Origin of the sequence: Mycolicibacterium sp. lyk4-40-TYG-92, assembly GCF_030209435.1 — a bacterium.
Lineage (GTDB): Bacteria > Actinomycetota > Actinomycetes > Mycobacteriales > Mycobacteriaceae > Mycobacterium.
On sequence record NZ_JARVRX010000021.1, the window covers coordinates 47,484 to 73,388 of the forward strand.

The following is a 25,905-nucleotide window of genomic DNA, read 5'->3' on the forward strand; positions in this document are numbered from 1 at the left end:
TTCACGCCGCGCACCGTTGCGGCGTCTCGGCGTGTGGGTGGCAGGGACTGATAGAGACGAAAGGCCCTCCACCGCGTGCTGATCGATGGCGCCATGCGCGGGTCGGTTGTTCACGAGTCGCCGCGCAGGATCAGCATTGGCTCTGGACACCTACACACCACGGCGACCCGAAAGCATCGGCGATGAATCTCGACCTACGAATCTTCCATGTCATCAACGATTTCGCTCGTGACACTCCATGGCTGCAGCCGCTGTTGGGCGCATATGCCAACAACGGCTTGGTCCTCTTTCTCGCGTTGTTGTTGGCCGGATGGTGGCTTGCCCGCAAGAGCACAAACCCGATGGCCATGGTGGCTGCCGTGTGGACACCGCTGGGTGTTTTTGCCGCCTTGCTCGTATATGTCCCGATCGCCGTGTCCGTGAATGAGACGCGTCCGTGTAATGCGCTGCACGGCATCGTGGTGCTGCACTGCAATACGGACGGCGGTTTCCCCAGCATCCATGCAGTCATCGCCGCGGCGGTTGCCGCGGGACTGTGGTTGGTGGACCGCCGCCTCGGCGTCGTGGCGGCTCTGGCCGCGGTGCTGATGGCGTTCGCGCGCGTCTACGTAGGTGCCCACTATCCGCGTGATGTCCTGGCGGGCCTTGCGCTGGGCATTGTGGTCAGCTTGGCCGGCTACGTCTCCGTGCGGCCGGTCCTGCGCCGAATCCTCGGGTTCGTCCGCGGCACCCGCCTGCGGATCCTGGTCACGAGCACGCCGACTGACGCGACCGACGGGGTGCGGAGACATCCGTAGCCACACCGGCATTCTCGCGCTGCTTGCGTTCACGCCGGATACGGTCGCCCACGATGTGCTCGACCAGCAGCGGGACAAAGGCCTGGATCGGGGCATCCACGAACGGCAGCGCGACCTCCCGGCACCAGGCCAGAATCTCCTTGTCGCGCGCGATATCGTTGCGACCCTCGCGACGCGCAAGCTTGCCGGCGATATCGGCGATCGAGTCCCGCGAATGCGTTGTCTCGGAAGAGACCGCCGGCCGGGTGACGCGCGCCGGTTCGTGCAATACCTGGGTCATGACTGTCCCGCTGTGACGCGATCACCCGAACTCTGCTGGCGCGCAGCACCATTGCCAACACCTGCAGGTGCTTCCGGCCGGATGAACAACAGCGTACAGTCCGAATCCTTCAAGGCCTTTCGCATCTTTTCGCCGGTCAGTTCCGCGACCAGCTCAGGGCGGTTCCCGGGCACGATGACGAGCTGGTCGATGCACGCGCTCTGCCGTAACAGGTTGGTCAGGTGTCCTGGCATCGCCAGGGTGACCGACTGAAGATGACCGTTGTCCGGATCCCCCGTATACCGGTCCAGGGCGGCATGTACCGGATGTCTGGCATCGATCGGGCGGCTCGAATGCGACCAGGGCTCAAGCATCAGGATCGGAGCGTCGCGCCATGCCGAATCAGTTTTGGCAGCTTCGAACACAGCAGTCGCAGAGGCTGATTCGTCCAGCACGGCCAGTATCCATTTCCGGTGGTCGAAGTCGCGATGTGCCCGGCGAATGATCGCTACCGAGCCCTGAGCCCTCCGAGCGACCTCGGTGGCCGTGGATCCGCGCGGGCCGTCAGGCGCGTCGTGTTTTCCACGATCTCCGACACAGACCATCGACGCGCTTCGAGACTCCGCGGCAAGGCACTCCGCCGGATCACCGGTAACAATCTCCGATTCGAGCTTGACGTCGATGTGGTTGTCTACCAAAGCTTTCCATGCCTTGTGCAATGCGTGCTGCGCGCGGTCGATGTTCTCCTGGCGATCGGCATCTGCCGCATCAATGACGTAGACGAGTCGCAACGTGGCATCTCGGCTCGCTGCCTCGAGCGCAGCCCACCGCGCGGCGCGCAACGCATGCTTGGAGCCATCGATGCCGACGACGACCGGCTTGATGGTGACTGTGGCATTCATCGGATACCCGTCATGCCGCCCGCGGCAGGCCTTGGATCCCCGCCGATGGCCGCGTCTCTCGAGGCCCGACCCATCCGACATAGGACAGGTAGAAACCCATCAACGCGCCGAGCAGGTAGCCGAACTGCCACACGGGTGTGGCGCCGATCAGGTGGCTTGCCAGCGAGGCGTACTGGTGCGGAAAGGCCAGCAGAAAGAAGCCTTTCGCAGCCATCCCCCAGCCGACGATCGACACCAGGGCCGCTGGGGCGCCGCGCCAGTACGGGTGAAATGCGATGATCGCGATACCACCCATCAGCAAAAAGGCGCCCGTGATCCACGGCCACGTGTTGCTGTTGGTGAACTCCGTGAGCATCGCGCGCATGTCCGCCGCGCGGGCGGCGACGACGGTACCGACTACCACGTAGAACGGACCGAGTACGCGGGCGAAACCACGTGTTCGCGGTTGGACTTCCTGATTCGCGATCATGTCGCTCCTCCATCTGCTGACAACTCTGAGATCGGCTGATCCTCAGTCCCATCTGACCGCGCTCCGCCGCTGGGTCCTAGTGCCTAAGGTCCCTCGGGACAAGCGAAAGTGCCCTATGACGGATCCGTTCCTGGGTGACATGAACCGGCGCCGTACATTCCATTTCGACCGTGGGACAACGGTTGTCGCTGCCCAGTTCTCGCGCACGCTGTCGCATGCCGGCATCCCGCCAGGTGGCGGCAATCCTTGCCGCCATGTCGAGTCGATGATGCGGCCATCTGGCCCGCGGATGACTGCCATTGGTCACCTGTGACTACTGGTGACTTCTGGCTCTGTCAACGCTCAACCACATCGGGCAACGTCGGGGTGAACCTTGCCGTGTCGAGAAGGACATCTCATGACGAAACCCACGATTTCACTTCGAGCGATCGAAGACGCGGTACATCTGGCTTGCCGGGCGCCGTCGTTCCACAACAGCCAGCCGTGGAAATGGATTCTGGAATCGGCCACCCTCAAGTTGTTTCTCGACACCGATTGGTTGGTGGCCACCGATGGTTCGGGGCGTCAGGCAATGTTGAGCTGTGGCGCGGCACTCGACCATCTGCGGGTGGCGATGGCGGCTGCCGGTTGGACGACCCTCGTCGATCGCTTTCCCAATCCCAACAACCGACATCACCTCGCTGACATCGATTTCCGGCCGGCGGTCGGGGTGACGCCGGCACAACGGCGGGCGGCGGACGCAATCCTCTGCCGACGAACCGACCGACTGCCGTTCGGCGCCGTAGAGGACTGGCCGGCATTCGAGAACCTACTGCGGCTGACCGTGGCCGATCGGCCGACCCGGCTCGACGTGCTGGCCGCCCACCAACGCGCCGAACTGGCCGAAGCCTCTCATCTTGCCGACGTACTGAGGATGTACGACGCCTATCACGCCGAATTGGATTGGTGGACTTTACCTTTTGGCGCGACAACCGGCATCCCACACAGTGCCCTGGTATCGGCAACGGAAAGCGATCGGGTCGATATCGGACGTTCGTTCCCCGTGACTCACCATCGGGAGCGGCGTCAAGAAGCCGGGGATGATCAAGCCACCGTCGTGGTGATCTCCGCACTTGCGGACACCCGTGAAGACATCGTGGCGTGCGGTGAGACCCTATCCGCGGTGCTGTTGGAGGCCACCATGGCAGGGCTGGCCAGTTGCACGCTCACCCACCTGACCGAACACCCGGCCACCCGCGACATCATCAGCGCGCTCACCGGACACCCGCTGCCGCAGGTGTTGATCCGTCTCGGCACCGTCCCCAGCCTGGATGAGGTCCCGCCACCAACTCCGCGACGTGAGTTGTCGGATGTCTTCCGTTACCGGCCAGATCGCCCTCACGATCGGAATTGACCGCGGTGCGCTCGATTCACGTCGCGTAGCAGCGCGCGTCCGCACGACGCGCCCCACCGCGTACAGCGCGCTTGCCAGCGCGATACCGGTTACCAGCCGCTTCGCCATGCCAACGACCATGGCAGCTGAGCTGGCTACGAGCTAGGGCACATCGACCCACGGTCTCGGCCAACGGTCCTGACACAGCAGGTCACTCTGACCGGAGACTAGGGACCAATGCCCCTGCTGCCGGCGCCCCGCCAGACCTACCGTCGACGAATAGTCAGATCGGTGATGTCAGGAGAGTGCTGAGATGTTCAAATCAGCTTCACCGTCGTCGGCAGTCGTGGTCGGCGTCGACGGCTCCCGGTGGTCGGTGGACGCCGCCTTGTGGGCGGTCGACGAAGCCGTCAGTCGCGACGTGCCCCTGCGCATGCTCTACGTGGTCGAGCCACGCGGACATGGTGCTGTGGACCCGGAGCAGGAAGCCCGAGACTTGGCTTGCGCCGACGTCTCCGTTCGCCGCACGTTGGTCGCGGTCGAGTCGTTGGAGAAACCGGTCAAGATCGAGTGGGAAGTGCTGCACGGACACCCCGCCAGAGTTCTGTTGAACGCGGCACGGTCGGCTGACCTGCTGTGCATCGGATCGCTCGGCATCGCGCACGCCACGGGGCACCGACTCGGTTCCAGCGCAGCGACGTTGGCGACTTCCGCGATGTGCCCGGTCGCCGTCGTCCGCAGCGGCGGTTCACATTGGTCGGCGCACCCCCGGCACGTGGTTGTCGAGATCGACGAAAGCCCGGACAGCGTTCACGTTCTCAACACCGGGATCAACGAAGCCCGGTTGCGCGGTGCACCGCTGACGGTGCTCGCGACATGTCCGACCAAGCTCGAGGATGTCCAGGATCACATCCCGGACGAAAACACCCGTGCGCGTTTGGACAAACGGCTCGCCCGTCACCGCCTGGCAAACCCGGACATCGAGTTCAACCCGGTAGCGGTCAACGGCTCGACGATGAACTACGTTGAGCGCCATGCCGGTTCGATCCAACTACTCGTCATCGGCCGGCATCGCCGGTCCGGTATGGGCGAGATCATCGGGTCGGCGCGAGCGGTGCCCAGCCAGGTCAACTGCACGGTCTTGATCTGCCAGCATAATCAGCGCTTGTAACGGTTGCCTGGCCTATCGTCATGGGTAGCGCGAGCACTTAGAAGCACGTCATCGGGTTCTGAAGGGCAGGTGAATGGTCACTGTATTTCTCGTCGACGACCACGAGGTCGTGCGGCGCGGCCTCATCGATTTGCTGAGCGCGGACCCCGAACTGCAAGTCATCGGGGAGGCCGGCACAGTGGCGCATGCCATGGCCCAGATTCCCGCGCTCAGGCCCGATGTCGCAGTCCTCGATGTTCGTCTGCCGGACGGCAACGGCATCGAGCTGTGCCGGGACCTGTTGTCTCGCCTGCCCGATCTGCGTTGCCTGATGCTGACGTCGTTCACCTCCGATGAGGCCATGCTCGATGCCGTCCTGGCCGGGGCCAGTGGCTACGTCATCAAGGACATCAAGGGCATGGAACTGGCGGAAGCGATCAAAGCCGTCGGTGCCGGACGGTCTCTACTGGACAACCGCGCCGCAGCGGCGTTGATGGCCAAGCTCCGCAATGCCGCCGACCGGTCAGACCCGCTATCAGGCCTGACCGACCAGGAGCGTGTGCTGCTGGATCTGCTGGGAGAAGGGTTGACCAACAAGCAGATTGCCGCTCGGATGTTCCTGGCGGAGAAGACGGTCAAGAACTACGTGTCCCGGCTGCTCGCCAAACTCGGCATGGAGCGCCGAACCCAGGCAGCGGTGTTCGTGTCCAAACTGGACAGAAGACAGCGCCCGGACAACTGACACACATCTGGGGACAAACGGCGACGTAATTCTGCAGTGATGACAGAATCACGGTTGTGACGGGCCATGACAGCAATGCGGATCGTCCGCTGCGGGCGACGCTATCCGGACTGCGGCTGCGTGAACTCCTCAGTGAAGTTCACGATCGCGTCGAGCTGATCATCGAGGGCCGCGACCGGCTGGACGGTCTCGTCGAGGCGATGCTGACCGTCACGGCAGGTCTGGAGCTGGATGCCACGCTGCGAACCATCGTGCACACGGCAATCGAACTGATCGATGCGAAGTACGGCGCACTCGGCGTGCGCGGCACCGGCCACGAGCTCGTCGAATTCCTCTACGAAGGCATCGACGAGGAGACGCGGTCGAAGATCGGGCCGCTCCCCCAGGGTCGCGGCGTGCTCGGCGCGCTGATCGACGAACCGAAACCCATTCGGCTGGAGAACATCCGCACCCATCCCGCTTCTGTCGGATTTCCCGAGAACCACCCACCCATGCGGACTTTCCTCGGCGTGCCGGTGCGCATCCGCGACGAGGTTTACGGCAACCTCTACCTGACCGAGAAAGCTTCCGGGCAGCCGTTCAGCGAAGACGACGAAGTACTGGCACAAGCGCTGGCGGCCGCGGCCGGCATCGCCATCGACAATGCGCGCCTCTACGACCAGTCGCAACGACGCCAGGCCTGGATCGAAGCCACCCGCGACATCGGCACGGCGCTGCTGTCCGGTACCGAGCCGGCCCAGGTCTTTCGGCAGATCGCCGAGGAAGCGCGCGCACTGACCGACGCCGACGCCACGCTGGTTGCCGTCCCCGAGGACCACGACCTTCCGAGCAACGAGATCACCCGGCTCGAAATCATCGACGTCATAGGCGATTTTCGGTCGACGTCGTTGCAGGTCCCGGCCGCCGACGGCCCGGTCGGTAACGCATTTCACCAGCGGACACCATCGCTCTGCCCGGCAACGGACCTGCCCGACACCATCGCGAACGGGATGCAACACGCGCTGGTCCTGCCGCTGCGCACCACCGACACCGTCGTCGGAATCTTGATCGTGCTCCGGAAAGCCTCCCGGCAAGCGTTCACCGCCGATCAGTTGGACATGATGGCCGCGTTCGCCGACCAGGCCGCGCTGGCCTGGCAGCTGGCCGCGACCCAGCGGCAGATGCGCGAGTTGGATGTCGTCGCAGACCGTGATCGAATCGCCCGCGACCTGCACGACCATGTCATCCAGCGGCTGTTCGCCGTCGGGCTGACATTGCAGGGCACCATCCCGCGAGCCCGGTCCGGCGATGTGCAGCAACGTATTTCCGAGTGCGTCGACGATCTCCAAGACGTGATCACCGAAATCCGCACGGCCATCTTCGATCTGCATGGCAGCACGAGCAACACCACCCGGCTACGACAGCGACTCGATGCCGCCGTGTCCGCCTTCGCCAGCAATGAACTGCACACCACGGTCCGCTACGACGGACCGTTGTCGGTCATCGAACCGGACCTCGCCGATCACGCCGAGGCGGTGGTCAGGGAGGCGGTGAGCAACGCTGTGCGCCACGGCAATGCCAGCGCGATCAGCGTCACGATCAATGTCGACAACGACTTGCGCATCGAGGTGACCGACAACGGCAAAGGGCTGTCCGGCGGAATCACGGAAAGCGGCTTGGCCAACCTCCGCCGACGAGCCACAGACAGTGGCGGTGACATGACGATCGCCCCGGGCTCTGATGCAGGCACCATCCTGCGGTGGTGGGCACCCCTGCCCTGAGCGGCCCGGCCAGCACCCCGCGGCGGGGACCAATGTCCTTGGCTTCCACCGACGGTGGGCATCGATTCCGCTGTCACACGGCGCGCACCCAGCCAACGAGCAAGTGACCTAAGGCTCTGTCGATCGGGCGGCGCGAGCTGCAGGATCGCTGTATGAAGATCGGCGGGATGGCTCACGCGGTGCCCACGCGCGCTGCATGTTCTCCGCGATCTGCCCCATGCTCAGCGAGGTGAATCCAATGTCCGACACATTTCCCGACCGTGAAACGGTACGTGCAGCCATGGCACTGGCCACGCGTGCTCCGTCGGTTCACAACACCCAGCCCTGGCGGTGGCGGATCGGCTCGCACAGTGTGCATTTGTACGTCGAGCCGGAACTACATCTGATTCACACCGATCCCGACGGACGCGACCTGTTGATCAGTTGCGGGGCCGCGCTACACCACGCTGTTGTCGCGTTCGACGCTTTGGGGTGGCAGCCAACCGTGCGCCGCTTCCCCAACCCCGCCGAGCCGCATCATCTCGCGGTGATCGAATTGGTGCCCGGCACCCCTGAGCTACCCGACATAGCTCTCGCCGCGGCGATTCCCCGACGTCGCACCGACCGGCGGTATTACAGCGGATGGCCGGTTGCACTGGGAGATATCGCTCTGATGACTGCGCGCGCGGCCAGACTCGGGATCGGGCTGCGGCGGGTGAAGCTCAACGATGTTCTCACAACCACACTGCGGCAAGCGGTTTCGCACAACGCCAGGGACCTGGACTACCTCACGGAACTGACAGTCTGGAGCGGCCGCTACGCCGCCCTGGCCGGCGTGCCGGCCCGCAGTACGCCCACGCCAGACCAGCACGCCGCACTGCCCGCCCGCATCTTCGCCGGCGCCGTGCTCGACCAACCTGCGGGGACCACTGCCGAGGATGACAACGGATCGTTGCTGGCCCTCGGTACCTCAACCGACACTCCGCTCGATCGGCTCCGGGCCGGTGAGGCCACCAGCGCCGTTCTCCTCACTGCCACCGCGCAAGGCCTGTCGACGTGTCCTGTCACGGAGGCCCTGGAAAACCCGGAGTGCCGATCCATCGTTCGAACCGACGTCTTCGGCGACGAGTTGTTCCCGCAGATGCTGATCCGAGTCGGCTGGGCCCCTCTCAACGCCGATCCGCTGCCCTCAACTCCGCGACGACCACTGGCAGACGTGGTCTCGTGGTTCGATGACGACTCATCCTGACTGCTCCAACGCGACCTTGTTGACCCACCCGACCGCCGAATAGACAGCGAAGGCGACGACATAGACCCGAACCTTGAGACCGCGTTCGGACGGCCGCCATGTCATGTCGCCGCCGCCTGCTCCGCACCGTGGGCGGGTGAGTCGGCCAGACCGTGATAGGTCTTCTCCCAGTAGGACGGAGAACACAGGACGGTGATCAGCCAGAAGACCAGGTTCAGCACCGCCACGACGGATGTACCGCCCAGCACCAGGTTGAATCGTAGGAAGCCACGAGGTCCGATGGTCTGCAGCAGAGTTCCTGGAATTGAGTTCCAGCCCGTCATAGTGAAGTGCTGCAGCGGGGCACCGCGGCCCCGCGCAGCGGGCTGAATCAGATCGTCACCACACCCGCGTCGCTCCCGGCGCCACCGGCCAGGTCCCGTGCGATCACTGCCATCGCCATCCGCAGATCGTCGCTCGCCCGGTACAGATGGACCGCCGCCAACTCCTCGCCTGCGGCATCCTGATGCCGGGTTCCCGACAGGCACTCCGCGAATCCCAGCCGGTAGCCGTCGACTGCCCGCTGCAATACCGCGTTCACGGACACATCCGGGCTCGGTAGGCGCTCTTGAACGCGCGGCAGCACCGCCCGGCCCGCCTCACACGCACCCCGGATCTCCGCGTCATCCAGGCGAACCGCCGCAGAGTCGATCCTGTCCCGCAGGGCAAGCAGCGCGTCGAGTGACGGTGCGGCTTGTCGGAGCCAGACACGCAGCTGCTGCGCCGGCGACAGGGTCTTCGACTGTGCGGGAAAGGTATTCGCCGCAGCCGCAGCGGTATCCGGTAGGACGAAGCGGACCACAGAGGATGCGTGAAACATCCAACCTACAGATGCCGCAGCAGCGATCAGCATCACTGCAAACGACATGGCTGCCCGAGTCCACCCTGAGCGATCACGCGATTCAGAACCTCGGCCGTGTCGGCAATCCAGACTGATCATGAAACGAATGATGCGTTGGCCCATTGGCGGTTGCACGGGCCAAAGGTCCTCTGACACACGGCCACAATGCTCCGGCACCCACCCTCACCGCCGTTGGTGACCAAGGTCCCTCGGTCTGCTGCCGATCAGCACTTGGCCCCGTCAACGTGCTGGCAGAACATCATTTCACCACCGCAAGCCGCGCGGGCAAGCATCTGAAGGACACCGATGAACGACAACCAGCTCACCGCTCTCGATGCCGGCTTCCTGCAGGCCGAGGATTCCGACAGCCACACCAGCATGGCCATCGCCGCGCTGGCCATCATGGACGGACCCGTCCCGAGTCTCGCCGAAGTGCAGGCGGTGTTTGATGAACGCTCCGAACGAATTCCGCGCTGTCGTCAGGTGTTGCGCACCCATGCGCTGGACCTGAGCGCCCCGGAATGGGTGCCCGCTCGCACATTTGACATCACCCACCACGTACGCCGGCGTACGGTCACTGGGCCCGGTGACGAGGCTGCCGTCCATCGCGCGGTCGCCGACGTGATGGAGCGCCGACTGGACCGGTCTCGACCACTGTGGGAAGCGTGGATTTTCGACGGGCTGGCGGCCGGCCGCTGGGCGATCCTCATCAAACTGCACCATTGCATCGCCGACGGAGTTTCCGCGACCGCCATGCTGACCGACATCTGCGATGAAGCGACGGGAGGCGACAGCGAACCTGATTGCCGCCCTGCACCATTGCGCTCCCCTAGGGGTCTCGTCGTCAATCCCATCACGTTCGGACTCGACATCTGGCGCACGGTGACCGCGACCGCCCGCGCCGGTGTGCGCGCGGCGGTCGGCGCCGCCAACGTCGTCGCCGATGTACTCGCCTCCCCGGCGGCACCGCTGAACGGACCGCTCAGCGATCTCCGACGGTTCAGCGCCACTCAGGTCCCGCTCCATGACGTCCAGTTGGTGAGCAGGCGGTTCGGCGTCACCGTCAACGATGTCGCGCTCGCCGCCATCACCGAGGGCTTCCGAGCCACGATGGTCGAGCGGGGCATCGAACCGTCAGCGGGACCGATCCGCACCGTCGTCCCGGTGTCCGTCCGCCCGGCTGAACTCCTGCACGATTCAGACAACCGGGTGTCGCTACTGCTACCGGCCCTGCCGGTCGACCGATCGGATCCGCTCGAACAGCTGCGCCTGGTCCACAAGCGGCTGACCAAGGCGAAAGGCAGCGGGCAGCGTCAAGCCGGCTCGCTGGCCGTCGCTGCGGCGAACCTGGTGCCCTTCCCGATCATCGCATCGACAGTGCGGCTGCTGGGTCGACTGCCGCAACGCGGCATCGTCGCGGTGACCACCAATGTGCCCGGCCCGCAGCATATCTTGCGCATCATGGGCCGCCGGATCATCGAACTGGTGCCGGTGCCGCCCCTCGCAGTGGGAATGCGCACCGGTATCGCCATCATGAGCTACGCCGACTGCCTGGCCTTCGGCGTCATCGGTGATTTCGACGCCGAACTGGATGTCGATGAGCTCGCTCGCGGCATCGCGCACGGTCTGACCCGTCTGGTCGACGTTGCCACGGCCGCACCCCATACCCGCCGATTGGGAAATCTGCTGCTGCTCAGCGGGTAGACACGTCGTCCCATCGACCCTCAAGGGAGCCAATATGATCGATCAGCACTGGGATGCGGATAACTCCGTCCTGACCATTCGTCCTGAATCACCGCTGAGTGAAGGCGATTTCGCGAACATCGCGCACGCCGTCGACCCCACGATCAAACGCGGTGGCGATGTCGCCGGCCTCATCATCGACGCCCCCACTTTCCCGGTTGGGACAGCTTCGGTGCGCTGGTGTCCCATGTCCGGTTTGTCCACGACCACCACAAACACGTGAAGAAGATTGCGGTCGTGACTGATTCTCCGATCGCCGGCGTCACACAACACTTCGTGTCGCATTTCATCGCCGCCGAGGTCCGGCCGTTTCCTGCGGGCCGGGTCGAAGACGCCAAGTCGTGGATCACGGGCGGCGGTCAGTCTGGGGACGCATCGGCTCGCACCCCGGAACCCGCCGCCTGACCAAGTTTCTCGAGATCAGGCTATGGGTATGGCTCTGACGGTGACCGACACCAGGTTCCGCCCGGCGCTACGACCCTGGATTGCCGCAGTGCTCGTCGGGCTCATCGGCTACTGCGACTTCCCACTTGAATGGGTCCTCGGGTCCCCGCTCAGCCCCACCCGGTCGTACATCAGTGAACTGGCGGTCGCCGGCCAACCGTACTACCAGATTTTCCGCATCAGCGATCTTGTCGCCGGCATCGGCTTCGCGATCCTGGCCGGCGTCCTGGTAATTTGGCGCACGTCATCACAGATGCTCCTCGGGAGCGCGGCGCTGGCGGTCGCTGCCGCCACTTCGATTGTCGACTCCCTGTCGCCCATGAGCTGCGCGCCGTCGGTTGACCCCCAGTGCTGGGCAGCCGATCACGCGCCCTTGTCGGCACAGCTATCTCAGTTGCACACCGTCTCCGGAGTAGTCGGTTTCACCGCGGTCCTCATCGCGATGGCGGCCTATGGTGCCGCGCTGGGCAATGAGCCGGGCACCCGCCAGCTGGGATTGGTGGGCTTCATCTGCGCGGCGATCGGAGCGGCGCTCGGCGGTATCGAAATCGTGACTGCGCTCGCCGACACAGATTGGACGGGATTGTTCGAGCGCATCCACGTTGCCATCGTCGGCACATTTCTCCTGATGCTGACTGTCGTCGTGGCGCGCACCACAAGCCGGGCCAACCCGCGATCCGTCGTCAGTTCAGCTCCACGCTGAATCGCGAGTGGCATCCACCGACACCGTCAGCCATCGGCCGGCTCCCACCGCCAGCCAGTGACCTCGGGCAGGTCCTCCCCATGCATCCGGATCCAACTCCGGTGGCGATCGTGAGCCGCAACCATCGCGGCCCGCAGTGCACGTACTGAGGGACCATCGAGTCCGGGCATCAGGTCGATTGCGTCGAGCACCAGTTGGAAGCGATCCATCTTGTTCAGCACCAGCATGTCGAAAGGCGTTGTCGTCGAACCTTCCTCCAGGTATCCGCGTACGTGCATGTGTTGATGATTGCGCCTGCGGTAGGTCAGCCGATGAATCAACGACGGGTAGCCGTGATAGGCAAAGATCACAGGCCGGTCGGTGGTGAACAACGTGTCGTACTCGGCATCTGTCAAGCCATGCGGATGTTGCGAATCGGACTGCAGCCGGAACAGATCGACCACGTTGACGACGCGTATCTTGAGTTTCGGCAAGTGTTTCCGCAGAATCGATACGGCTGCCAGTACCTCGAGGGTGGGCACGTCGCCGGCACAGGCCAGGACCACGTCAGGCACCGAGCCCCCGTCGGTGCTGGCCCACTCGAAGATGTCCGCACCACGAGCGCAGTGCACCGCGGCATGCTCGGCGGTGAGCCACACCGGCGCATCGTTCTTCCCGGCGACGATCACGTTGATGTAGTCCCGGCTGGCCAGGCAGTGCGCCGCCACCGACAGCAACGTGTTGGCATCCGGCGGCAGGTAAATGCGGCCGATTTCGGCGCGCTTGTTGGCGACATGGTCGATGAAACCGGGGTCCTGGTGCGAGAAGCCGTTGTGATCCTGGCGCCACACGTGTGAAGTGATCAGGTAGTTCAGCGACGCTATCGGTGCGCGCCACGGCAACTGCCGACTTACCTTGAGCCACTTCGCATGCTGGTTCACCATCGAGTCCACGACGTGGGCAAAGGCCTCGTAACTGTTCAGTAGGCCGTGCCGGCCGGTCAGCAGATAGCCTTCCAGCCAGCCCTGGCACATGTGTTCCGACAAGACTTCGAGCACGCGCCCATCGCGAGCCAGGTGCTCGTCGCTCGGCAAAACTGCTGCGTTCCACTGCTTGTCGCTGACCTCATACACCGCACCGAGCCGATTCGACGCGGTCTCGTCCGGTCCGAACAGTCTGAAATTACGGTAGCAGGCGTTGCGCACCATGACTTCGCGCAGATACTGCCCGAGCACCCGAGTCGGCTCGGCAGTGGTGTCTCCCGGATTGACCGTGGACACCGAAAATTCCTTGGCAGAAGGCAGATGCAACGGCGTGAGCAGCAGGCCGCCGTTGGCGTTCGGATTCAACCCCATCTGGTAAGCAGGCGAAGGCACGTTGTCGGTGACCAGCGCTGTGGGGCAACCCATTTCATCGAACAGCTCATCGGGTCGATAGGAGGACAGCCAATCGACGAACTGCCGGCGATGTTCGGGATCAGTCCGGATATCGGCTATGGGCACCTGGTGCGAACGCCACGTACCCTCCACGCGTAGACCGTCGACCCATTGGGGTCCGGTCCAGCCTTTGGGCGTCCGCAACACGATCATGGGCCACTGAGGTCGCGGAGGTGCTGACGCGGCAGCGCGGGCGGCAGTCTGGATGTCGTCGATCATCGCCACGACGCGATCCATCGCCGTAGCCATGTCCTGATGCAGTTGTTGCGGGTCGTCACCGCTGACGTAGACCGGGTAGTGCCCATAGCCACGCAACAGGGAATCGAGTTCAGCGTCGGTGATCCGCGCCAGGACCGCCGGATTGGCGATCTTGTACCCGTTGAGGTGCAGAATCGGCAGCACCGCACCGTCGGTGACGGGGTTGATGAACTTGTTGGAATGCCAGCTGGCGGCCAGCGGGCCCGTCTCGGCTTCACCGTCTCCGACGACGCACGCCACCAACAGGTTCGGATTGTCGAGCGCTGCGCCGTAGGCGTGTGCCAACGAGTAGCCCAGCTCGCCGCCCTCGTGGATGGACCCCGGGACCTCGGGTGCGACATGGCTGGGAACGCCACCCGGAAAAGAGAATTCGCGGAACAGCGTCGCCATGCCGTGAACGTCCCGCGCTATATCAGGACGCGTCCGACCATAGCTGCCCTCGAGCCACGCATTCGCGAACAATGCGGGACCGCCGTGTCCCGGACCGATGACATACATCGCATCGAGCTCGTGGTCGATGATCGCGCGGTTCAAGTGCGCGTAGATGAAGTTCAGCCCCGGCGAGGTGCCCCAGTGCCCCAACGGGCGGGGCTTGATGTGTTGACGCTCCAAAGGCGTTCGCAGCAGCGGGTTGTCCATCAGGTAGATCTGGCCCGCGGTAAGATAGTTGGCAGCCCGCCAGTACGCATCAACGGATCGCAAGCGCGCCGGCGCCAAGGGCTCACGCACCTCGCGGGTTGCGTTGGTCATCGGGTGGACTCGCGAGCATGTGGCCGAGCGACGAGCACCGGGCAGTTCGCATGATGAATCAACCGGTGACTGGTGGCACCCAGGAACAACCCGGTCACGTCGCCGTGCCCGTGGCTGCCGACGACGATCAACTGAGCGTGCTGCCCGTGGCTCAGGAGGACCTGCCCCGGGTTGCCGATCGCCGCGATGCGGCGGACCACGACGTCAGGGAACTTTTCCTGCCACCCCGCCAAGCGCTCAGCCAACAGCATCTCCTGCTGTTCCTCGCGTGCCCGGCCCGCCAGGTCATCCCAAGGCGATTCTTCATAGTAGAAATAGGCCGGCATATAGCTCCAGACCAGCACAGCATTCAGTTCTGCGCCTCGCATCGAGGCTTCCTCGAATGCCCAGGCAATCGCGTCTTCGCAGTCCGGAGAGCCGCTGATCCCAACCACGACAGATCCCGTGACGGGAACCCCGGGCGCACGGACCACGACGACCGGACTGTGCCCGTGTGCGGTCAACGAAACCGACACGGAGCCGGCCAACAGGCCCGTGAACGCATTCAGCCCCGTTGAACCCACAACGGTCAGGAACGCACCCTCGGACAGGTCTGCCAGCACCCGCGCCGGACGGCCGGCCACTCTGGACAGCGTCACGTCGAGGTCGGGGTCCAGAACCTGCACGTGGTCCATTGCCTCGTCGAGGAAACGCTGACCCGTGGTCTCCAGATACTTGAAGAAGCTCTCCGAGGCGCCCGGATTGAACCCCATCGCGAAACTCTCGAAGTCGACGGCGTGCACCAATCGCAGCGGCAGGTTGCGCAGCTGCGCTTCATTGACAGCCCAGTTCAGGGCCATCAGCGACGAGCTCGATCCGTCGATGCCAACCAAAATGTAAGGGCGGGGCGATAATTCGGTCACGTTGTCCTCCGATGACGCTATTGTCCGATGTCCACGACGGTACGAGTGCCGCCTCTCGGCGGCTATGGCCGAAAGTCACTCGTTGAACAACCACTTGCCACTGCGCGGGCCGTCAACCCGTGGTGACCCATGCGGCGGGCCCAGGGCCTTTGCGCCCTCGATTCCGGGTGCTTGTCCGCGTCAGGATTCGATGACACATCTACGGCTCCGCATCGAAGGCAGACCACGGCGGAGTAAACGAAACATTCTGGGAGACAAGATGATCGAAATGCACAGCGGGGACTCTGTCGTGGTCGGCATCGACGGTTCGACGGCTGCCGTGTACGCCGCCCACTGGGCAGTCGCCGAGGCCGTCGCCCGAGATGTACCGCTACGGCTGGTGAATTGCGTGTTGGCTCACACGCGGACTCCAACTCCGACAATCCATCTGTGCTCGTTGCGCGGGTGTGAGAAGCATGAAGGCAGGTGGCCGCGAACGGCCACCTGCCTTCGTGCGGTCGGACTATCGAGCCTGCGGCCGGGCAACCAGTACCGGGCACGCAGCATGTTGAACCAGCCGGTGACTCGTCGACCCGAGGAACCACCCGGCCACGTTTCCGTGTCCGCGGGTGCCGGTGACGATCAACTGTGCGCGCTGCGCATAGCCCAGCAGCACGTGCCCCGGGTGGCCGGCGGCGACCACGCGGCGGACCGCAACTTCGGGGAACTTCTCCTGCCACCCGGCCAACCGCTCCGCCAGCAGCATCGCCTGTTGGTCCTCACGGGCCGGCCCCGGCAGCTCTTCCCACGTCGGTTCGATGTAGTCGAAATAGGCTGGCACATAACTCGATACGAGAACGGCGAGCAGTTTCGCCCCGCGCAGCGACGCCTCCTGGAAGGCCCAACCGATCGCTTCCTCGCTGTCGGGCGCACCGCTGACGCCCACGACGACGGGTCCCCCGGCATGCTGGCCGGGCGCGCGGACCACGACGACGGGACTGCGGCCGTGCGCGGTCAGCGCCACCGCCACCGACCCCGCGAGCAGCCCGGTGAATCCGTGCAGCCCGCTGGATCCGACGACGGTGAGGAAAGCGTCCTTCGACTGCTCTTCCAGCAACTGGGCGGGGCGCCCGACGAGGTTGTGGACGGACACCTCGACCTCGGGTGCGAGCGCCTGCACCCGTTCGCTGGCTTCGTCGAGGAAGTGCTGACCGGACATCTCCACGTGTTTGAAGAAGCTCTCCGACGCGCCCGGATTGAAGCCCATCACGAAATTGCCGTAGTCGATCGCGTGGACCAGCCGCAGCGGCAGGTTACGAAGTTGCGCCTCGCCGACGGCCCACAGCAACGCCTCCAGCGATGATCTTGATCCGTCGATGCCGACCAAAATATATGGGCGAGGCGATAATTCGGTCATGATGTCCGCTCCCGACGAAGGTGCAATTCCGACACCTTCAACGGTACGGACGCCGGCCGGCCGGTGCTACGGCCAAAGGTCCTTACTCGCCGAGCGCGTCGAGCCGCTCGCTCACCCGGGTGAGCGCATCATCTAACACGTCGACCTTCTCACCGCGTTTTTCGTTGGCCGGCTGCGCGGCACCGCGGCCACCCTCGGACTCCACGCGAGCCGCGCCCTGACGCCGCAACAGGCTGAAGTTCTTCTCCCGCGCTTGTCGCAGCCTGTGCTGCAGCTCCTTGAGTGACTTCGCATCCATTCGGGCCAGGACCTCAGGATGGCTCTCGGCGATCAGTTCGTTTTCCTGCGGACTGAGGTTCACGTGATTGCTCATAACTGCTTTCTACCCGCGACAGCGATACCTGCCGGCCGAATCACTCGACCACGCGCACCGGGCGCGGCATAATTCTTATTGACATGACTGCAACCATCGACGCCCGCGACGTGGGCACGCTGCCGCTCGCGCCGAAGAATCCGCTGCCGTTGCGGCAGTTGTTCGCCACTCGGCAACTGCACACCGGTCTGGTCCTGCTGAGCCAGGCCGGCGGGCCCATCAGTCGCATCGCCGTCGTACCCAATCGCGTGGCTCCGCCCATCGTGCTCGTCACCTCCCCCGCCGGGATCCGCGACGTGCTGGGTCGCACCGACAACCTCGCCGAGCGCTCCACGATCCACGAAGAAGTGCGCAACGTGGTCGGCGACAATCTCTTCGTCCTGCCCAACAGCGCCTGGCCGCCGCGCCGCCGCGCCCTGCAGCCGGTGTTCACCAAGCAGCACGTCGACCGCTTCGGCGGGCACATGTCCCAGGCCGCGCAGGTGATCGCCGACCGCTGGCGCGACGCTCGTGACGTCGACCTCGACACCGAGTGCCGCCGGCTCGCCATGCGGTCCCTCGGCTACTCGATTCTCGGTCTCGACATCAACGAACACAGCAACACCATCGCCGAAAACATGCACGTGGCCTCGCGCTACACGGCCGACCGCGCGCTGCGGCCGATCAAGGCGCCGCAGTGGCTCCCGACACCGGGACGCCGTCGCGCGCGTGCTGCGGTGGCACGGATGCGCAAGATGACCATGGCCGTCCTGCAGGACTGCCGCGCGAACCCGGACCGCGATGCGCCGCTGGTCAAGGCACTGCTGGCGGCCTCGGACCCCGACACCGGTCAGAAGCTGTCCGACGACGACATCTGTAACGACCTGCTCATCTTCATGCTGGCGGGCCACGACACGACGGCGACGACGCTGACGTACGCCTTGTGGCAGCTCGGGCGCAATCCCGAGATGCAGGACCGGGTGGCGGCCGAGGTCGCCGCGATCGGTGATCGGGAGCTGACCCCCGACGATGTTTCCGGCCTCACCTACACCGCCCAGGTGCTCAACGAGTCGCTGCGGCTGTGCCCGCCGGCCGCCGGTGTCGGCCGGACGGCGCTGCAGGACATGGTGGTGGACGGCCACCGCGTCGAAGCCGGCAGCATCGTGGCCATCGGCATCAGCGCCGTGCACCGGGACCCGACGTTGTGGGACCACCCGCTGGCCTTCGACCCCGACCGGTTCAGCCCGGACAACGCCAAGACCCGCGACCGGTGGCAGTTCATCCCGTTCGCCGCGGGTCCGCGGTCCTGCATCGGTGAGCATTTCGCGATGCTGGTGACGACACTCGCGCTGGCCACCATCGTGCGGTCGAACCGCATCGAGTCGTTGCACGACGACTTCCCGCTCGAGTCGCCCTACACGACGGTTGCGAAAGGTCCCATCCCGGTTCGGGTCGCCGCGCGGGTGTGACGCCGGCGTGGCCAACGCTCGGAGCATGCTCGACTGGGATCACAATGCCTACTACCAGCGTCTGCTGCTGCAGCACCTGCCGCCGCGGTGCCAACGTGTCCTGGATGTCGGCTGCGGCGCCGGCGGATTCGCCGTCCAGCTCGCTCAGCGCAGTGACCATGTCGACGCGGTTGACCGCTCGGCAGCGATGATCGCCGAAGCGCGGCGCCGGACCCCGGCGAATGTGAACTGCGTTCAGGCCGACGTGCTGACCGACGGGGTTCCGGCGACCGGCTACGACGCGATCGTGTCCATCAGCGCCCTGCACCACATGCCGCTCGACACGGTACTGCCCCATCTGGCCGACGCTCTTCGACCCGGTGGTGTCCTCGCGGCGATCGCGCTGCCCAGGACAGACCTACGGCATGAGTGGCCGCATGAGCTCGCCGGCGCACTTGCGCATCGCGCGCTCGGTGTCCGATTCCGCGCGGAACGGCTGCTGAAAATCGGCACCGGGTTCGCGAAGACGCCCGATCACGACGTCATGCCGGTGGTCCTGGACCCACCGTTGACGACGCGCGAAGTCGCCGCACAGACCGCGGAGCTTCTTCCGGGTGCCCGTGTGCGGCGCCTGCTCTTCTGGCGCTACCTGCTGGTGTGGCAGAAGCCCGACCTGTAGTCCCACCCAGCGCACAGGAATCGGCGGCAACGTCAATTCCGGCCCTCGCGCCTGGCTGACGGTGCAACGATGACGAGGCAAGCAAGTCCGCTCTCACTCGCGGAGGCCGACCGTGCCCAAACACGTCGCAACCGAGGCCTGCCACGTGATCCGGCTGCAGGACGGGCGGCGCATGAGTTATGCGCAGTACGGCGTTCCCGACGGCTTCCCGATCGTCAGCGCCCACGGCGGGTTGGCCTGCCGGCTCGATGTCGCCGCCGCCGGGTCCATCGCCGAGTCGTGCGGCGTCCGGCTCATCGCCCCTGACCGACCCGGCGTCGGGCGGTCGGATCCGCAGCCGGACCGGACCATCCTCGACTGGACCCGCGACGTCACCGAGCTGCTCGACCAGCTCGATATCGACCAGTTCGCGGTGATGGGCTGGTCTCTTGGTGGCCAGTACGCGGCCGCAGTCGGTTACGCGTTGCGGCCGCGTGTGACGCGGACCGCCATCATCGCCGGAGCCGTACCGCTGACCGAACCCGGCGCATTCGAGGGACTGCCACAGATCGACCGCACCTACATCCGCTTGTCACAGCGCGCACCGTGGGCAGCCCGGCTCGGCTTTCGCGCGATGACACTCACCGCGACGTGTGCGCCGGAACTCTACGGTCGGCTTGCCGCGCGCGACCTCGGGCCGGCGGATGCCGCGGTGTTGAGGGCCGAGGGTTTCGCCACATTCGCGCACATGTCGCGGGAGGCCCTTCGACAGCCTCAGGGCGTCGTCGAAGAATACCGAGTCATGGTCCGGCCATGGGGCTTCAGGCCCGAGGATCTTCAGCTGCCGGTGGACATCTGGGGCGGGACCGACGACCAGCTCATCGATCCGTCGTGGCCGGGTGAACTGGCACGCCGAATACCGGGCGCGACACTGCACATGGGCCCGGGCGGCCACTTCCTGGCGCACCTGTACTACGGGGATATCTTTCAGACATTGCTCAGTTCGTGATCAAATCTCACCTGACGACGTAAGCCTGTCCAGCACGTCCAGGGCCTCGCGGCACCAGTCCACCCAGGCCTGCTCCGTACGCAGCCCCGCCTTCAACACAAGATGGCGCAGCACGTCGGCGTCGGCGACCGGCGCTGCGAAATCGCGCGCGTCTATCTCGCGGTAGTTGGCCAACATCGCTTCATGCGCCGCGAGGTGGTGGGCGATCACGGCACGGACGGCGCCCGTCTCGCCGAGTGCCGCGGCTGCGCGCACGCGCACCGCGATGGCCATCCGCTCCGGTGCGGGATCGTCAATGCCACAAAGCCATTCACGCAGTGCCCGCCGGCCGGCCGCCGTGATGCTGAATCGTTTGGGCTGGCCGCGCTCGGGACGATCGGGAGTCGAGGCCTCGGCGAGCCCGGACGTCTTGAGCTTGTCGAGTTCGCGATAGATCTGCTGGTGGGTCGCCGGCCAGAAGTAGCCGAATGCCCGATCGAACCGGCGGGTGAGTTCGATACCGGTCGATGCCCGCTCCGTGAGCGCGGTCAGGATGGCGAATTGCAGCGACATGGCGTGATCGTAGGTCCAGTCGAGTTTCCGCCGTCGTGACGCGGCGACAAGAGTCCTGTCACGGCTGTTATCCAATCTGTTGCATAAAGCGACCACCACAGCCGGACCCGTCGCCGAGCACTTGCCAAATCCAGCCTATTGCCAACATGTTCGAGTATCACCGCTCAGCGCCGACAACCACTACTTAACGCGATTATGCCACTAGTTGCATAATGCCTCCGGCAAAGCTAAGGTCCAGACCAAACACGGTTTCCGATTCGAAGGGCTATCACCATGGGTCTGCCTCCCGTCCTCGCACAGCGCCTGTCCCTGCCGGTGGTCGCGTCGCCGTTGTTCCTGTGCTCGGGGCCCGATCTGGTGAAGGCGGAATGCCAGGCCGGTGTCATCGGTTCGTTCCCCGCGCTGAACGCCCGGCCATCCAGCCTGCTCGGCGATTGGCTGGATGAGATCGAAGAGTCGAACAATGCCTACGCACTCGCCAATCCCGACGCCATCGTCGCGCCGTTCGCCGTCAACCAGATCGTGCACCGCTCCAATGACCGCCTCGAACACGACATGAGCGTCATCGTCGAACACAAGGTGCCGATCGTGATCACCTCGCTCGGCGCACGGCCCGAGATCAACGACGCTGTGCACTCCTACGGCGGCATCGTCCTGCACGACATCATCAACAACGAGTTCGCGCACAAGGCCATCGACAAGGGCGCCGACGGCATCATCGCCGTGGCCGCCGGCGCCGGCGGCCACGCCGGCACTCAGTCCCCCTTCGCTCTGGTGCGCGAGATCCGCGAATGGTTCGACGGTCCGCTGCTGCTGTCGGGCGCCATCGCCCACGGCCGGTCCATTCTTGCCGCACTCGCCGCGGGAGCCGACTTCGCCTATGTCGGTTCGGCTTTCCTGTCCACCGACGAAGCCAATGCGGTGCCCGAGTACAAGCAGATGATCGTCGACTCCACCGCATCCGAGATCGTCTACAGCAACCTGTTCACCGGCGTGCACGGCAACTACCTGCGCGGCAGCATCGTCGCCCAGGGCCTTGATCCCGACAATCTGCCCGAATCCGACGCCTCGGCAATGAATTTCGGCTCCGGCGGCAACACGGACGCGAAGGCGTGGAAGGACATCTGGGGCGCCGGCCAGGGCGTGGGCAGCATCAAGGAACGCCTCACCGTCGCGCAACTGGTCGAAACCTTGAAGACGCAGTACGTCGAAGCACGCCAGGACTTGCTGAACCGCACGCTCGACGACGACATGCTGCAGCCGGTGCACTAACCAGCTTGGTACACCACCGCACCGTCATAGACGGTGGCGGCCACCAGCGAGGCGTCCAGCTCCGCCAAGACGTCTCGCGGTGGCGCAGCCAGCAGGCACACGTCCGCCGGCATGCCCACCGTCAGCTCCTGCGGCACGTCCGGCTGCTGGGGTGTGCCGAGGAACATACCCAATGCCGCTGCGGCGTCGATGCTTTCCCTCGCTCCGAGCACGCTGCCGGAGGCGGTGCTGCGATGCACCGCGGCACGCATCGCCGCCCAGGGGTCGGCGTCCCCGAACGGCATATCGGTCGACAGCGCGACGGGTATCCGCGCGTCGCACAGCGACGCCACCCGCCACAGCTGACAGTATTCGTCCGCGGGCACGTCGGTGAGGTACTGCTCGCCGCGCTCGGCGACGAAGTTCGGCTGAGTCACCACCAGCACGCCGAGGTCACGCAGGTCGGCCAGGCAGTCGTCAGGGATGACGGCGCCGTGCTCGATGCGGTCCCCGGCACGCGACCCCGCCTGCCGCAGCGCGGCAATCGTGACGACCAGCTGCATGGCCGTAACACAGTGCAACGCAACGATTCCGCCCTGACGGTGCCGCACCGTGATCCAATCGGCCAGTGCGTCGAGATCGAGACCGTCGTCGTGCAGGATGCGCTTGGCCGGTGCCAGGACTTCGACGCGCTGGCGCAGTTCGCCGTGCCGGCGCGCTTCGGCGAAGTCCATCACGTCCTCGGCGGTGAGATCGGGCGTCGCGTCGGTGACACCGGTGACGCCGAACGCCGAGAGGCGCCGGCTGATCTCGCCGAGCCCAGCGTCGTTGCGCTGCAACGCATGCGTCCAGCCGGGGTCCGCGCTACGCAGCCGGCCGTCGGGATGGTCGGGCAGGCCGACGGCCGTCAACCCCGCGGAGTTCAGCGTCCACAACACTCCGCTGCGGTGCTGAACCCGCACCGGCACATGCGGTGAAACCTCGTCGAGCACAGCGCGATCCAGCGGACCCGCGACGGCTTCGTGATAGCCGACGGCCCGAATCCAGCCGTCCTCGCCGACGGCGGCCTGCCCCAGGACCGCACGCAGCGCGTCACGGCTGCGTACCTCCCCCGGGCCGACCCGTACCGACGTCAATGCCGCTGCCGCCGAACGCAAGTGAACGTGATGGTCGTGGAGCCCCGGAATGACGGTGCCACCGGTCGCGTCGAGAACGTCCTCCCCTGCTGTGGGCCGGAGACTATCGGCCACGGCCTCGATCAGCCGGCCCAGCCGGATGTCCACGGTCCGGCCGTCGAGCAGCGTGGCTCGTCGAATCAGCATGCCCCGGAAGTCCTTTCCCGCACGATGTCCCACACCTGTGCGCTGTCGGCACCCAACTCGCCGGCCCGCGACGACAGCACGGGTGCCGCCGGTGCCGCCACCGGGGCTACGCAGTGACCACCCGTCAGCGGTAGCGCGGCGTATTCCGCCGCCACCGAAGCCAGGGCGACCTCGACGATCTCGCCACCGCCGCGCTGCAGCGACTCCACCACCGCGAGCGCGGCGTGCATCCCCGTCAGCGGATCAGCGATCGCGTCACCGCAGAACACCGGGCCCGTGCCCGCCGGATCGGAGCCGACCAGACCACCGGAAACCGCGGCATCGTCACCGAACCCGACCCAGTGGGCGTGGGCCCCATCGGTGCCGTGCCCGGTGACCCGCAGCCACACCCGGCCATCCCGCGCTGTGACGTCTTCGGGACCCAGACCCCGGTTGACGAGAGCGTCCGGGCGCGACGATTCGATCACCACATCGGCCACCGCCAGCAACTGCCGCAGATCGTCAGGAGAACCGAAATCGGCGGCATAACAGAGCTTTCCGCCGTTCATCCAGTCGAAGAATCGTCGTTCGCCCTGCCGGGTACCATCCGGCCGCGAGACGCTCTCCACCTTTATCACCGTCGCGCCGGCCCGGGCCAGCAGCTGCCCACACAGCGGACCGGCCCACATCGAGGACAGATCGACCACCAGCAGCCGGCCGTAGTCCTGGAACGGTTTTCGGTTGCCGTGCCGACGGATCACCGGCGCGGCGGCAGCGGTCTCCGCCAGCACACCGACGGGAAGGCCGAGCAGCCGCGCGCGCTCGGCGACATCGGCAACCAGACGGCGAGCGGACCACTCGGTAATCGCCGGCCACAGATGATCAACTGGCACATCGGATTCGAGCAGCGCCGGTACCGCCGCGACGTCATCCGGCCGGGCCAGCGTCAGGGCGAACCAGCCGTCCCGCCCGGCGACCAGCCGTGTGCCGCCGCCGGCGCTGACGCGTCCTTGCCGGTGCAGCCCCGCCAACGCGGCCCGGCCCGCGAGAAGCTCCGCGGCATCGACGTCGACGCCAAGTTGGCCGGATAGCTCGAATGCGACCGCCCGCGCCCGGGTCAACACCGCGGCGCGACTGAGGTCCGGCGGTCCGGCTGGCATGCCGGTCAGCGCGGCCAGCCCGCTCGCCGACCAGTCCCGCGCCGCCTCGTCACTCACGTACTGACCGCATCGACCAAGCCCCAGTCCCGCGCCGTCGCCGCGTCGAGCGTCGTCCCGGACAGCACCAGATACGCTGTGCGCCAGCGGCCGACGCGCCGCGTGATGCTCACCGTGCCACCCGCTCCGGGGATCAGTCCCAGTGCCAGCTCCGGCAGGCCGAGGGTGGCATTTGGGTGGCAGGTCACCTGCCCGCAGAACGCGGCCATCTCGAGCCCGCTGCCCAGCACCTGGCCGTGGACGACGGCCTGGCACCCCGCGCCCAGTCGCGCGGTGATGTCGTCGAGCACGAGCGCCGGGCTGAAGCGCGTGCGGGCCAGGTGCGCCGATGCCGGATCGTCGAATGTCCCGAATTCGGCGAGGTCGCCGCCGCTGCAGAAGGACGGACCGTTCCCGGTGAGCACCAGAGCGGTCACCGACGTGTCCAGACGGGCAACCTCCAGCGCCTCCAGCAGTGCTGCCCGCGCATCGGTCGAGAATGCGTTGTGCCGCTGCGGACGGTTGAAGGCCACGTGCAGAGTGTCGCCGTCGCGGTGCGACATCACGGGATCCGGGAGCAGCGGAACGGTTTTCGGGCCGCGTTCGGCCAACCAGCGGGCGAATTCCCGGCCGGACTGCAACGTCGAATACGCCAGTGATTCGGTGATCACCCCGGCGAACGTCGGCGCGGCGGGGTCGAACGCGCGCAGTACGTCGTCGCACACGGCGGCCGTCTGTGGCCACGTCGCGACGCGTTCGGTGATCTGCGCCAGTGCCGCGTCGACATCGGGCACCTGTACGGTTCTGCGGTCCGTGCACGGGCGGTCCACCAGGGTGAAAGTCGCTTGCTGCAGCCAGAACTCTGCATCAGCACCGACGGGGTCTCCGATCCCGATCACCAGACCGGCCGCACCCGGGGAGTCAGCGAGATCGACGACTCTCAGTTCGTCAGGCAACGGACGCCCAGT

General features: G+C 65.7%; 28 protein-coding genes and 1 pseudogene. 16 read left to right on the forward strand and 13 right to left on the reverse strand.

The genetic code is table 11. The annotated features are described in order from the left end of the window. The first annotated feature begins 182 nt into the window (after window positions 1-182). The gene (locus QRN63_RS29755; protein WP_502888196.1) at window positions 183-797 is read left to right on the forward strand and encodes a phosphatase PAP2 family protein; all 615 of its coding nucleotides are present in this window, start codon (window positions 183-185) and stop codon (window positions 795-797) included. Here QRN63_RS29755 and QRN63_RS26275 read toward each other — a convergent pair. From QRN63_RS26275 to QRN63_RS26285, 3 genes are read right to left on the reverse strand one after another with little or no spacing between them, the layout of a single operon-like run. Continuing rightward, on the reverse strand, window positions 748-1,077 hold the full coding sequence (locus QRN63_RS26275; protein ID WP_285033802.1) for a three-helix bundle dimerization domain-containing protein: 330 nt from the start codon (window positions 1,075-1,077) through the stop codon (window positions 748-750). The two genes, QRN63_RS29755 and QRN63_RS26275, sit on opposite strands and share 50 nt — an antisense overlap. Further along, on the reverse strand, window positions 1,074-1,958 hold the full coding sequence (locus QRN63_RS26280; RefSeq protein WP_285033803.1) for a universal stress protein: 885 nt from the start codon (window positions 1,956-1,958) through the stop codon (window positions 1,074-1,076). The genes QRN63_RS26275 and QRN63_RS26280 overlap by 4 nt, the downstream gene beginning before the upstream one ends. A gap of 10 nt (window positions 1,959-1,968) precedes the next feature. Then, complete coding sequence (locus QRN63_RS26285) at window positions 1,969-2,427, reverse strand: hypothetical protein (protein ID WP_267317743.1); 459 nt, start codon at window positions 2,425-2,427, stop codon at window positions 1,969-1,971. Window positions 2,428-2,542: 115 nt separating this feature from the next. On the opposite strand from QRN63_RS26285, the gene QRN63_RS26290 reads away from it, so the two are divergent. The 6 genes from QRN63_RS26290 (at window position 2,543) to QRN63_RS26315 (ending at window position 8,679) form a co-directional block, all read left to right on the forward strand. Continuing rightward, window positions 2,543-2,740 (forward strand): hypothetical protein, encoded by a 198-nt coding sequence (locus QRN63_RS26290; protein WP_285033805.1) that lies wholly within the window; start codon window positions 2,543-2,545, stop codon window positions 2,738-2,740. 84 nt (window positions 2,741-2,824) lie between these two features. After that, the gene (locus QRN63_RS26295; protein ID WP_285033806.1) at window positions 2,825-3,820 is read left to right on the forward strand and encodes an Acg family FMN-binding oxidoreductase; all 996 of its coding nucleotides are present in this window, start codon (window positions 2,825-2,827) and stop codon (window positions 3,818-3,820) included. Between the two features lie 292 nt (window positions 3,821-4,112). After that, window positions 4,113-4,970 (forward strand): universal stress protein, encoded by an 858-nt coding sequence (locus QRN63_RS26300; protein ID WP_285033808.1) that lies wholly within the window; start codon window positions 4,113-4,115, stop codon window positions 4,968-4,970. A 73-nt stretch (window positions 4,971-5,043) separates the two neighbouring features. After that, complete coding sequence (gene dosR / locus QRN63_RS26305) at window positions 5,044-5,691, forward strand: hypoxia response regulator transcription factor DosR/DevR (RefSeq protein WP_285033810.1); 648 nt, start codon at window positions 5,044-5,046, stop codon at window positions 5,689-5,691. Between the two features lie 47 nt (window positions 5,692-5,738). After that, complete coding sequence (locus tag QRN63_RS26310) at window positions 5,739-7,451, forward strand: GAF domain-containing sensor histidine kinase (RefSeq protein WP_502888197.1); 1,713 nt, start codon at window positions 5,739-5,741, stop codon at window positions 7,449-7,451. Between the two features lie 238 nt (window positions 7,452-7,689). Continuing rightward, window positions 7,690-8,679: an Acg family FMN-binding oxidoreductase gene (locus tag QRN63_RS26315; protein ID WP_285033813.1), complete on the forward strand. Its 990-nt coding sequence runs from the start codon at window positions 7,690-7,692 to the stop codon at window positions 8,677-8,679. A gap of 101 nt (window positions 8,680-8,780) precedes the next feature. Here QRN63_RS26315 and QRN63_RS26320 read toward each other — a convergent pair whose 3' ends face one another. Together QRN63_RS26320 and QRN63_RS26325 are read right to left on the reverse strand one after the other, a co-directional pair. Beyond that, on the reverse strand, window positions 8,781-8,927 hold the full coding sequence (locus QRN63_RS26320; protein WP_267317749.1) for a hypothetical protein: 147 nt from the start codon (window positions 8,925-8,927) through the stop codon (window positions 8,781-8,783). 122 nt (window positions 8,928-9,049) lie between these two features. Further along, window positions 9,050-9,538, reverse strand: a complete 489-nt coding sequence (locus QRN63_RS26325; protein ID WP_285033815.1) for a hypothetical protein — start codon at window positions 9,536-9,538, stop codon at window positions 9,050-9,052. 327 nt (window positions 9,539-9,865) lie between these two features. Here QRN63_RS26325 and QRN63_RS26330 point away from each other — a divergent pair, with 327 nt between their 5' ends. From QRN63_RS26330 to QRN63_RS26345, 4 genes are read left to right on the forward strand one after another with little or no spacing between them, the layout of a single operon-like run. Next, a complete protein-coding gene (locus QRN63_RS26330) occupies window positions 9,866-11,263 on the forward strand; it encodes a wax ester/triacylglycerol synthase family O-acyltransferase (RefSeq protein WP_285033817.1) in 1,398 nt (465 codons plus the stop codon). Window positions 11,264-11,297: 34 nt separating this feature from the next. Further along, window positions 11,298-11,525, forward strand: coding sequence for a hypothetical protein (locus QRN63_RS26335; RefSeq protein ID WP_285033818.1), 228 nt, complete (start codon window positions 11,298-11,300; stop codon window positions 11,523-11,525). Then, window positions 11,483-11,707 carry a SpoIIAA family protein gene (locus QRN63_RS26340; RefSeq protein WP_350224476.1) on the forward strand — a complete coding sequence of 75 codons (225 nt, stop codon included), beginning with the start codon at window positions 11,483-11,485 and terminating at the stop codon, window positions 11,705-11,707. Before QRN63_RS26335 ends, QRN63_RS26340 begins: the two co-directional genes overlap by 43 nt. Before the next feature lie 28 nt (window positions 11,708-11,735). Beyond that, complete coding sequence (locus QRN63_RS26345) at window positions 11,736-12,449, forward strand: DUF998 domain-containing protein (RefSeq protein ID WP_285033821.1); 714 nt, start codon at window positions 11,736-11,738, stop codon at window positions 12,447-12,449. 26 nt (window positions 12,450-12,475) lie between these two features. Here QRN63_RS26345 and QRN63_RS26350 read toward each other — a convergent pair whose 3' ends face one another. Both QRN63_RS26350 and QRN63_RS26355 read right to left on the reverse strand, forming a co-directional pair. Continuing rightward, entirely contained in the window at window positions 12,476-14,872 is a 2,397-nt protein-coding gene (locus tag QRN63_RS26350; protein WP_285033823.1) for a phosphoketolase family protein, read from the reverse strand. Then, window positions 14,869-15,774, reverse strand: a complete 906-nt coding sequence (locus tag QRN63_RS26355) for a universal stress protein (RefSeq protein WP_285033824.1) — start codon at window positions 15,772-15,774, stop codon at window positions 14,869-14,871. Before QRN63_RS26355 ends, QRN63_RS26350 begins: the two co-directional genes overlap by 4 nt. A 268-nt stretch (window positions 15,775-16,042) precedes the next feature. Between QRN63_RS26355 and QRN63_RS26360 the strand changes: the two are divergent. After that, window positions 16,043-16,177: pseudogene (locus tag QRN63_RS26360) on the forward strand (universal stress protein); the annotation flags it as partial. Window positions 16,178-16,276: 99 nt separating this feature from the next. Here the strand turns inward: QRN63_RS26360 and QRN63_RS26365 are convergent. Beyond that, window positions 16,277-17,170 (reverse strand): universal stress protein, encoded by an 894-nt coding sequence (locus tag QRN63_RS26365; protein WP_285033826.1) that lies wholly within the window; start codon window positions 17,168-17,170, stop codon window positions 16,277-16,279. 82 nt (window positions 17,171-17,252) lie between these two features. Further along, entirely contained in the window at window positions 17,253-17,543 is a 291-nt protein-coding gene (locus QRN63_RS26370) for a hypothetical protein (RefSeq protein ID WP_267317757.1), read from the reverse strand. 83 nt (window positions 17,544-17,626) lie between these two features. Between QRN63_RS26370 and QRN63_RS26375 the strand changes: the two genes are divergently transcribed. The 3 genes from QRN63_RS26375 (at window position 17,627) to QRN63_RS26385 (ending at window position 20,637) form a co-directional block, all read left to right on the forward strand. Further along, a complete protein-coding gene (locus QRN63_RS26375; RefSeq protein ID WP_285033828.1) occupies window positions 17,627-18,991 on the forward strand; it encodes a cytochrome P450 in 1,365 nt (454 codons plus the stop codon). Window positions 18,992-19,016: 25 nt separating this feature from the next. Beyond that, window positions 19,017-19,649 carry a class I SAM-dependent methyltransferase gene (locus tag QRN63_RS26380; protein WP_285033829.1) on the forward strand — a complete coding sequence of 211 codons (633 nt, stop codon included), beginning with the start codon at window positions 19,017-19,019 and terminating at the stop codon, window positions 19,647-19,649. A 172-nt stretch (window positions 19,650-19,821) separates the two neighbouring features. Beyond that, window positions 19,822-20,637, forward strand: coding sequence for an alpha/beta fold hydrolase (locus QRN63_RS26385; protein ID WP_285033903.1), 816 nt, complete (start codon window positions 19,822-19,824; stop codon window positions 20,635-20,637). Here the strand turns inward: QRN63_RS26385 and QRN63_RS26390 are convergent, their stop codons facing one another. Further along, a complete protein-coding gene (locus QRN63_RS26390; RefSeq protein ID WP_267317760.1) occupies window positions 20,638-21,189 on the reverse strand; it encodes a PadR family transcriptional regulator in 552 nt (183 codons plus the stop codon). 273 nt (window positions 21,190-21,462) lie between these two features. On the opposite strand from QRN63_RS26390, the gene QRN63_RS26395 reads away from it, so the two are divergent. Beyond that, window positions 21,463-22,461, forward strand: coding sequence for an NAD(P)H-dependent flavin oxidoreductase (locus QRN63_RS26395; protein WP_285033830.1), 999 nt, complete (start codon window positions 21,463-21,465; stop codon window positions 22,459-22,461). Here QRN63_RS26395 and QRN63_RS26400 read toward each other — a convergent pair. Genes QRN63_RS26400 through QRN63_RS26410 form a run of 3 tightly spaced genes read right to left on the reverse strand, consistent with a single transcriptional unit; the run spans window position 22,458 to window position 25,836 of the window. Continuing rightward, window positions 22,458-23,762 (reverse strand): amidohydrolase family protein, encoded by a 1,305-nt coding sequence (locus tag QRN63_RS26400; RefSeq protein ID WP_285033832.1) that lies wholly within the window; start codon window positions 23,760-23,762, stop codon window positions 22,458-22,460. The genes QRN63_RS26395 and QRN63_RS26400 overlap by 4 nt on opposite strands. After that, complete coding sequence (locus QRN63_RS26405) at window positions 23,756-24,958, reverse strand: CoA transferase (protein ID WP_285033834.1); 1,203 nt, start codon at window positions 24,956-24,958, stop codon at window positions 23,756-23,758. The genes QRN63_RS26400 and QRN63_RS26405 overlap by 7 nt, the downstream gene beginning before the upstream one ends. Next, on the reverse strand, window positions 24,955-25,836 hold the full coding sequence (locus QRN63_RS26410; protein ID WP_285033904.1) for an enoyl-CoA hydratase/isomerase family protein: 882 nt from the start codon (window positions 25,834-25,836) through the stop codon (window positions 24,955-24,957). The genes QRN63_RS26405 and QRN63_RS26410 overlap by 4 nt, the downstream gene beginning before the upstream one ends. Window positions 25,837-25,905: the final 69 nt, after the last annotated feature.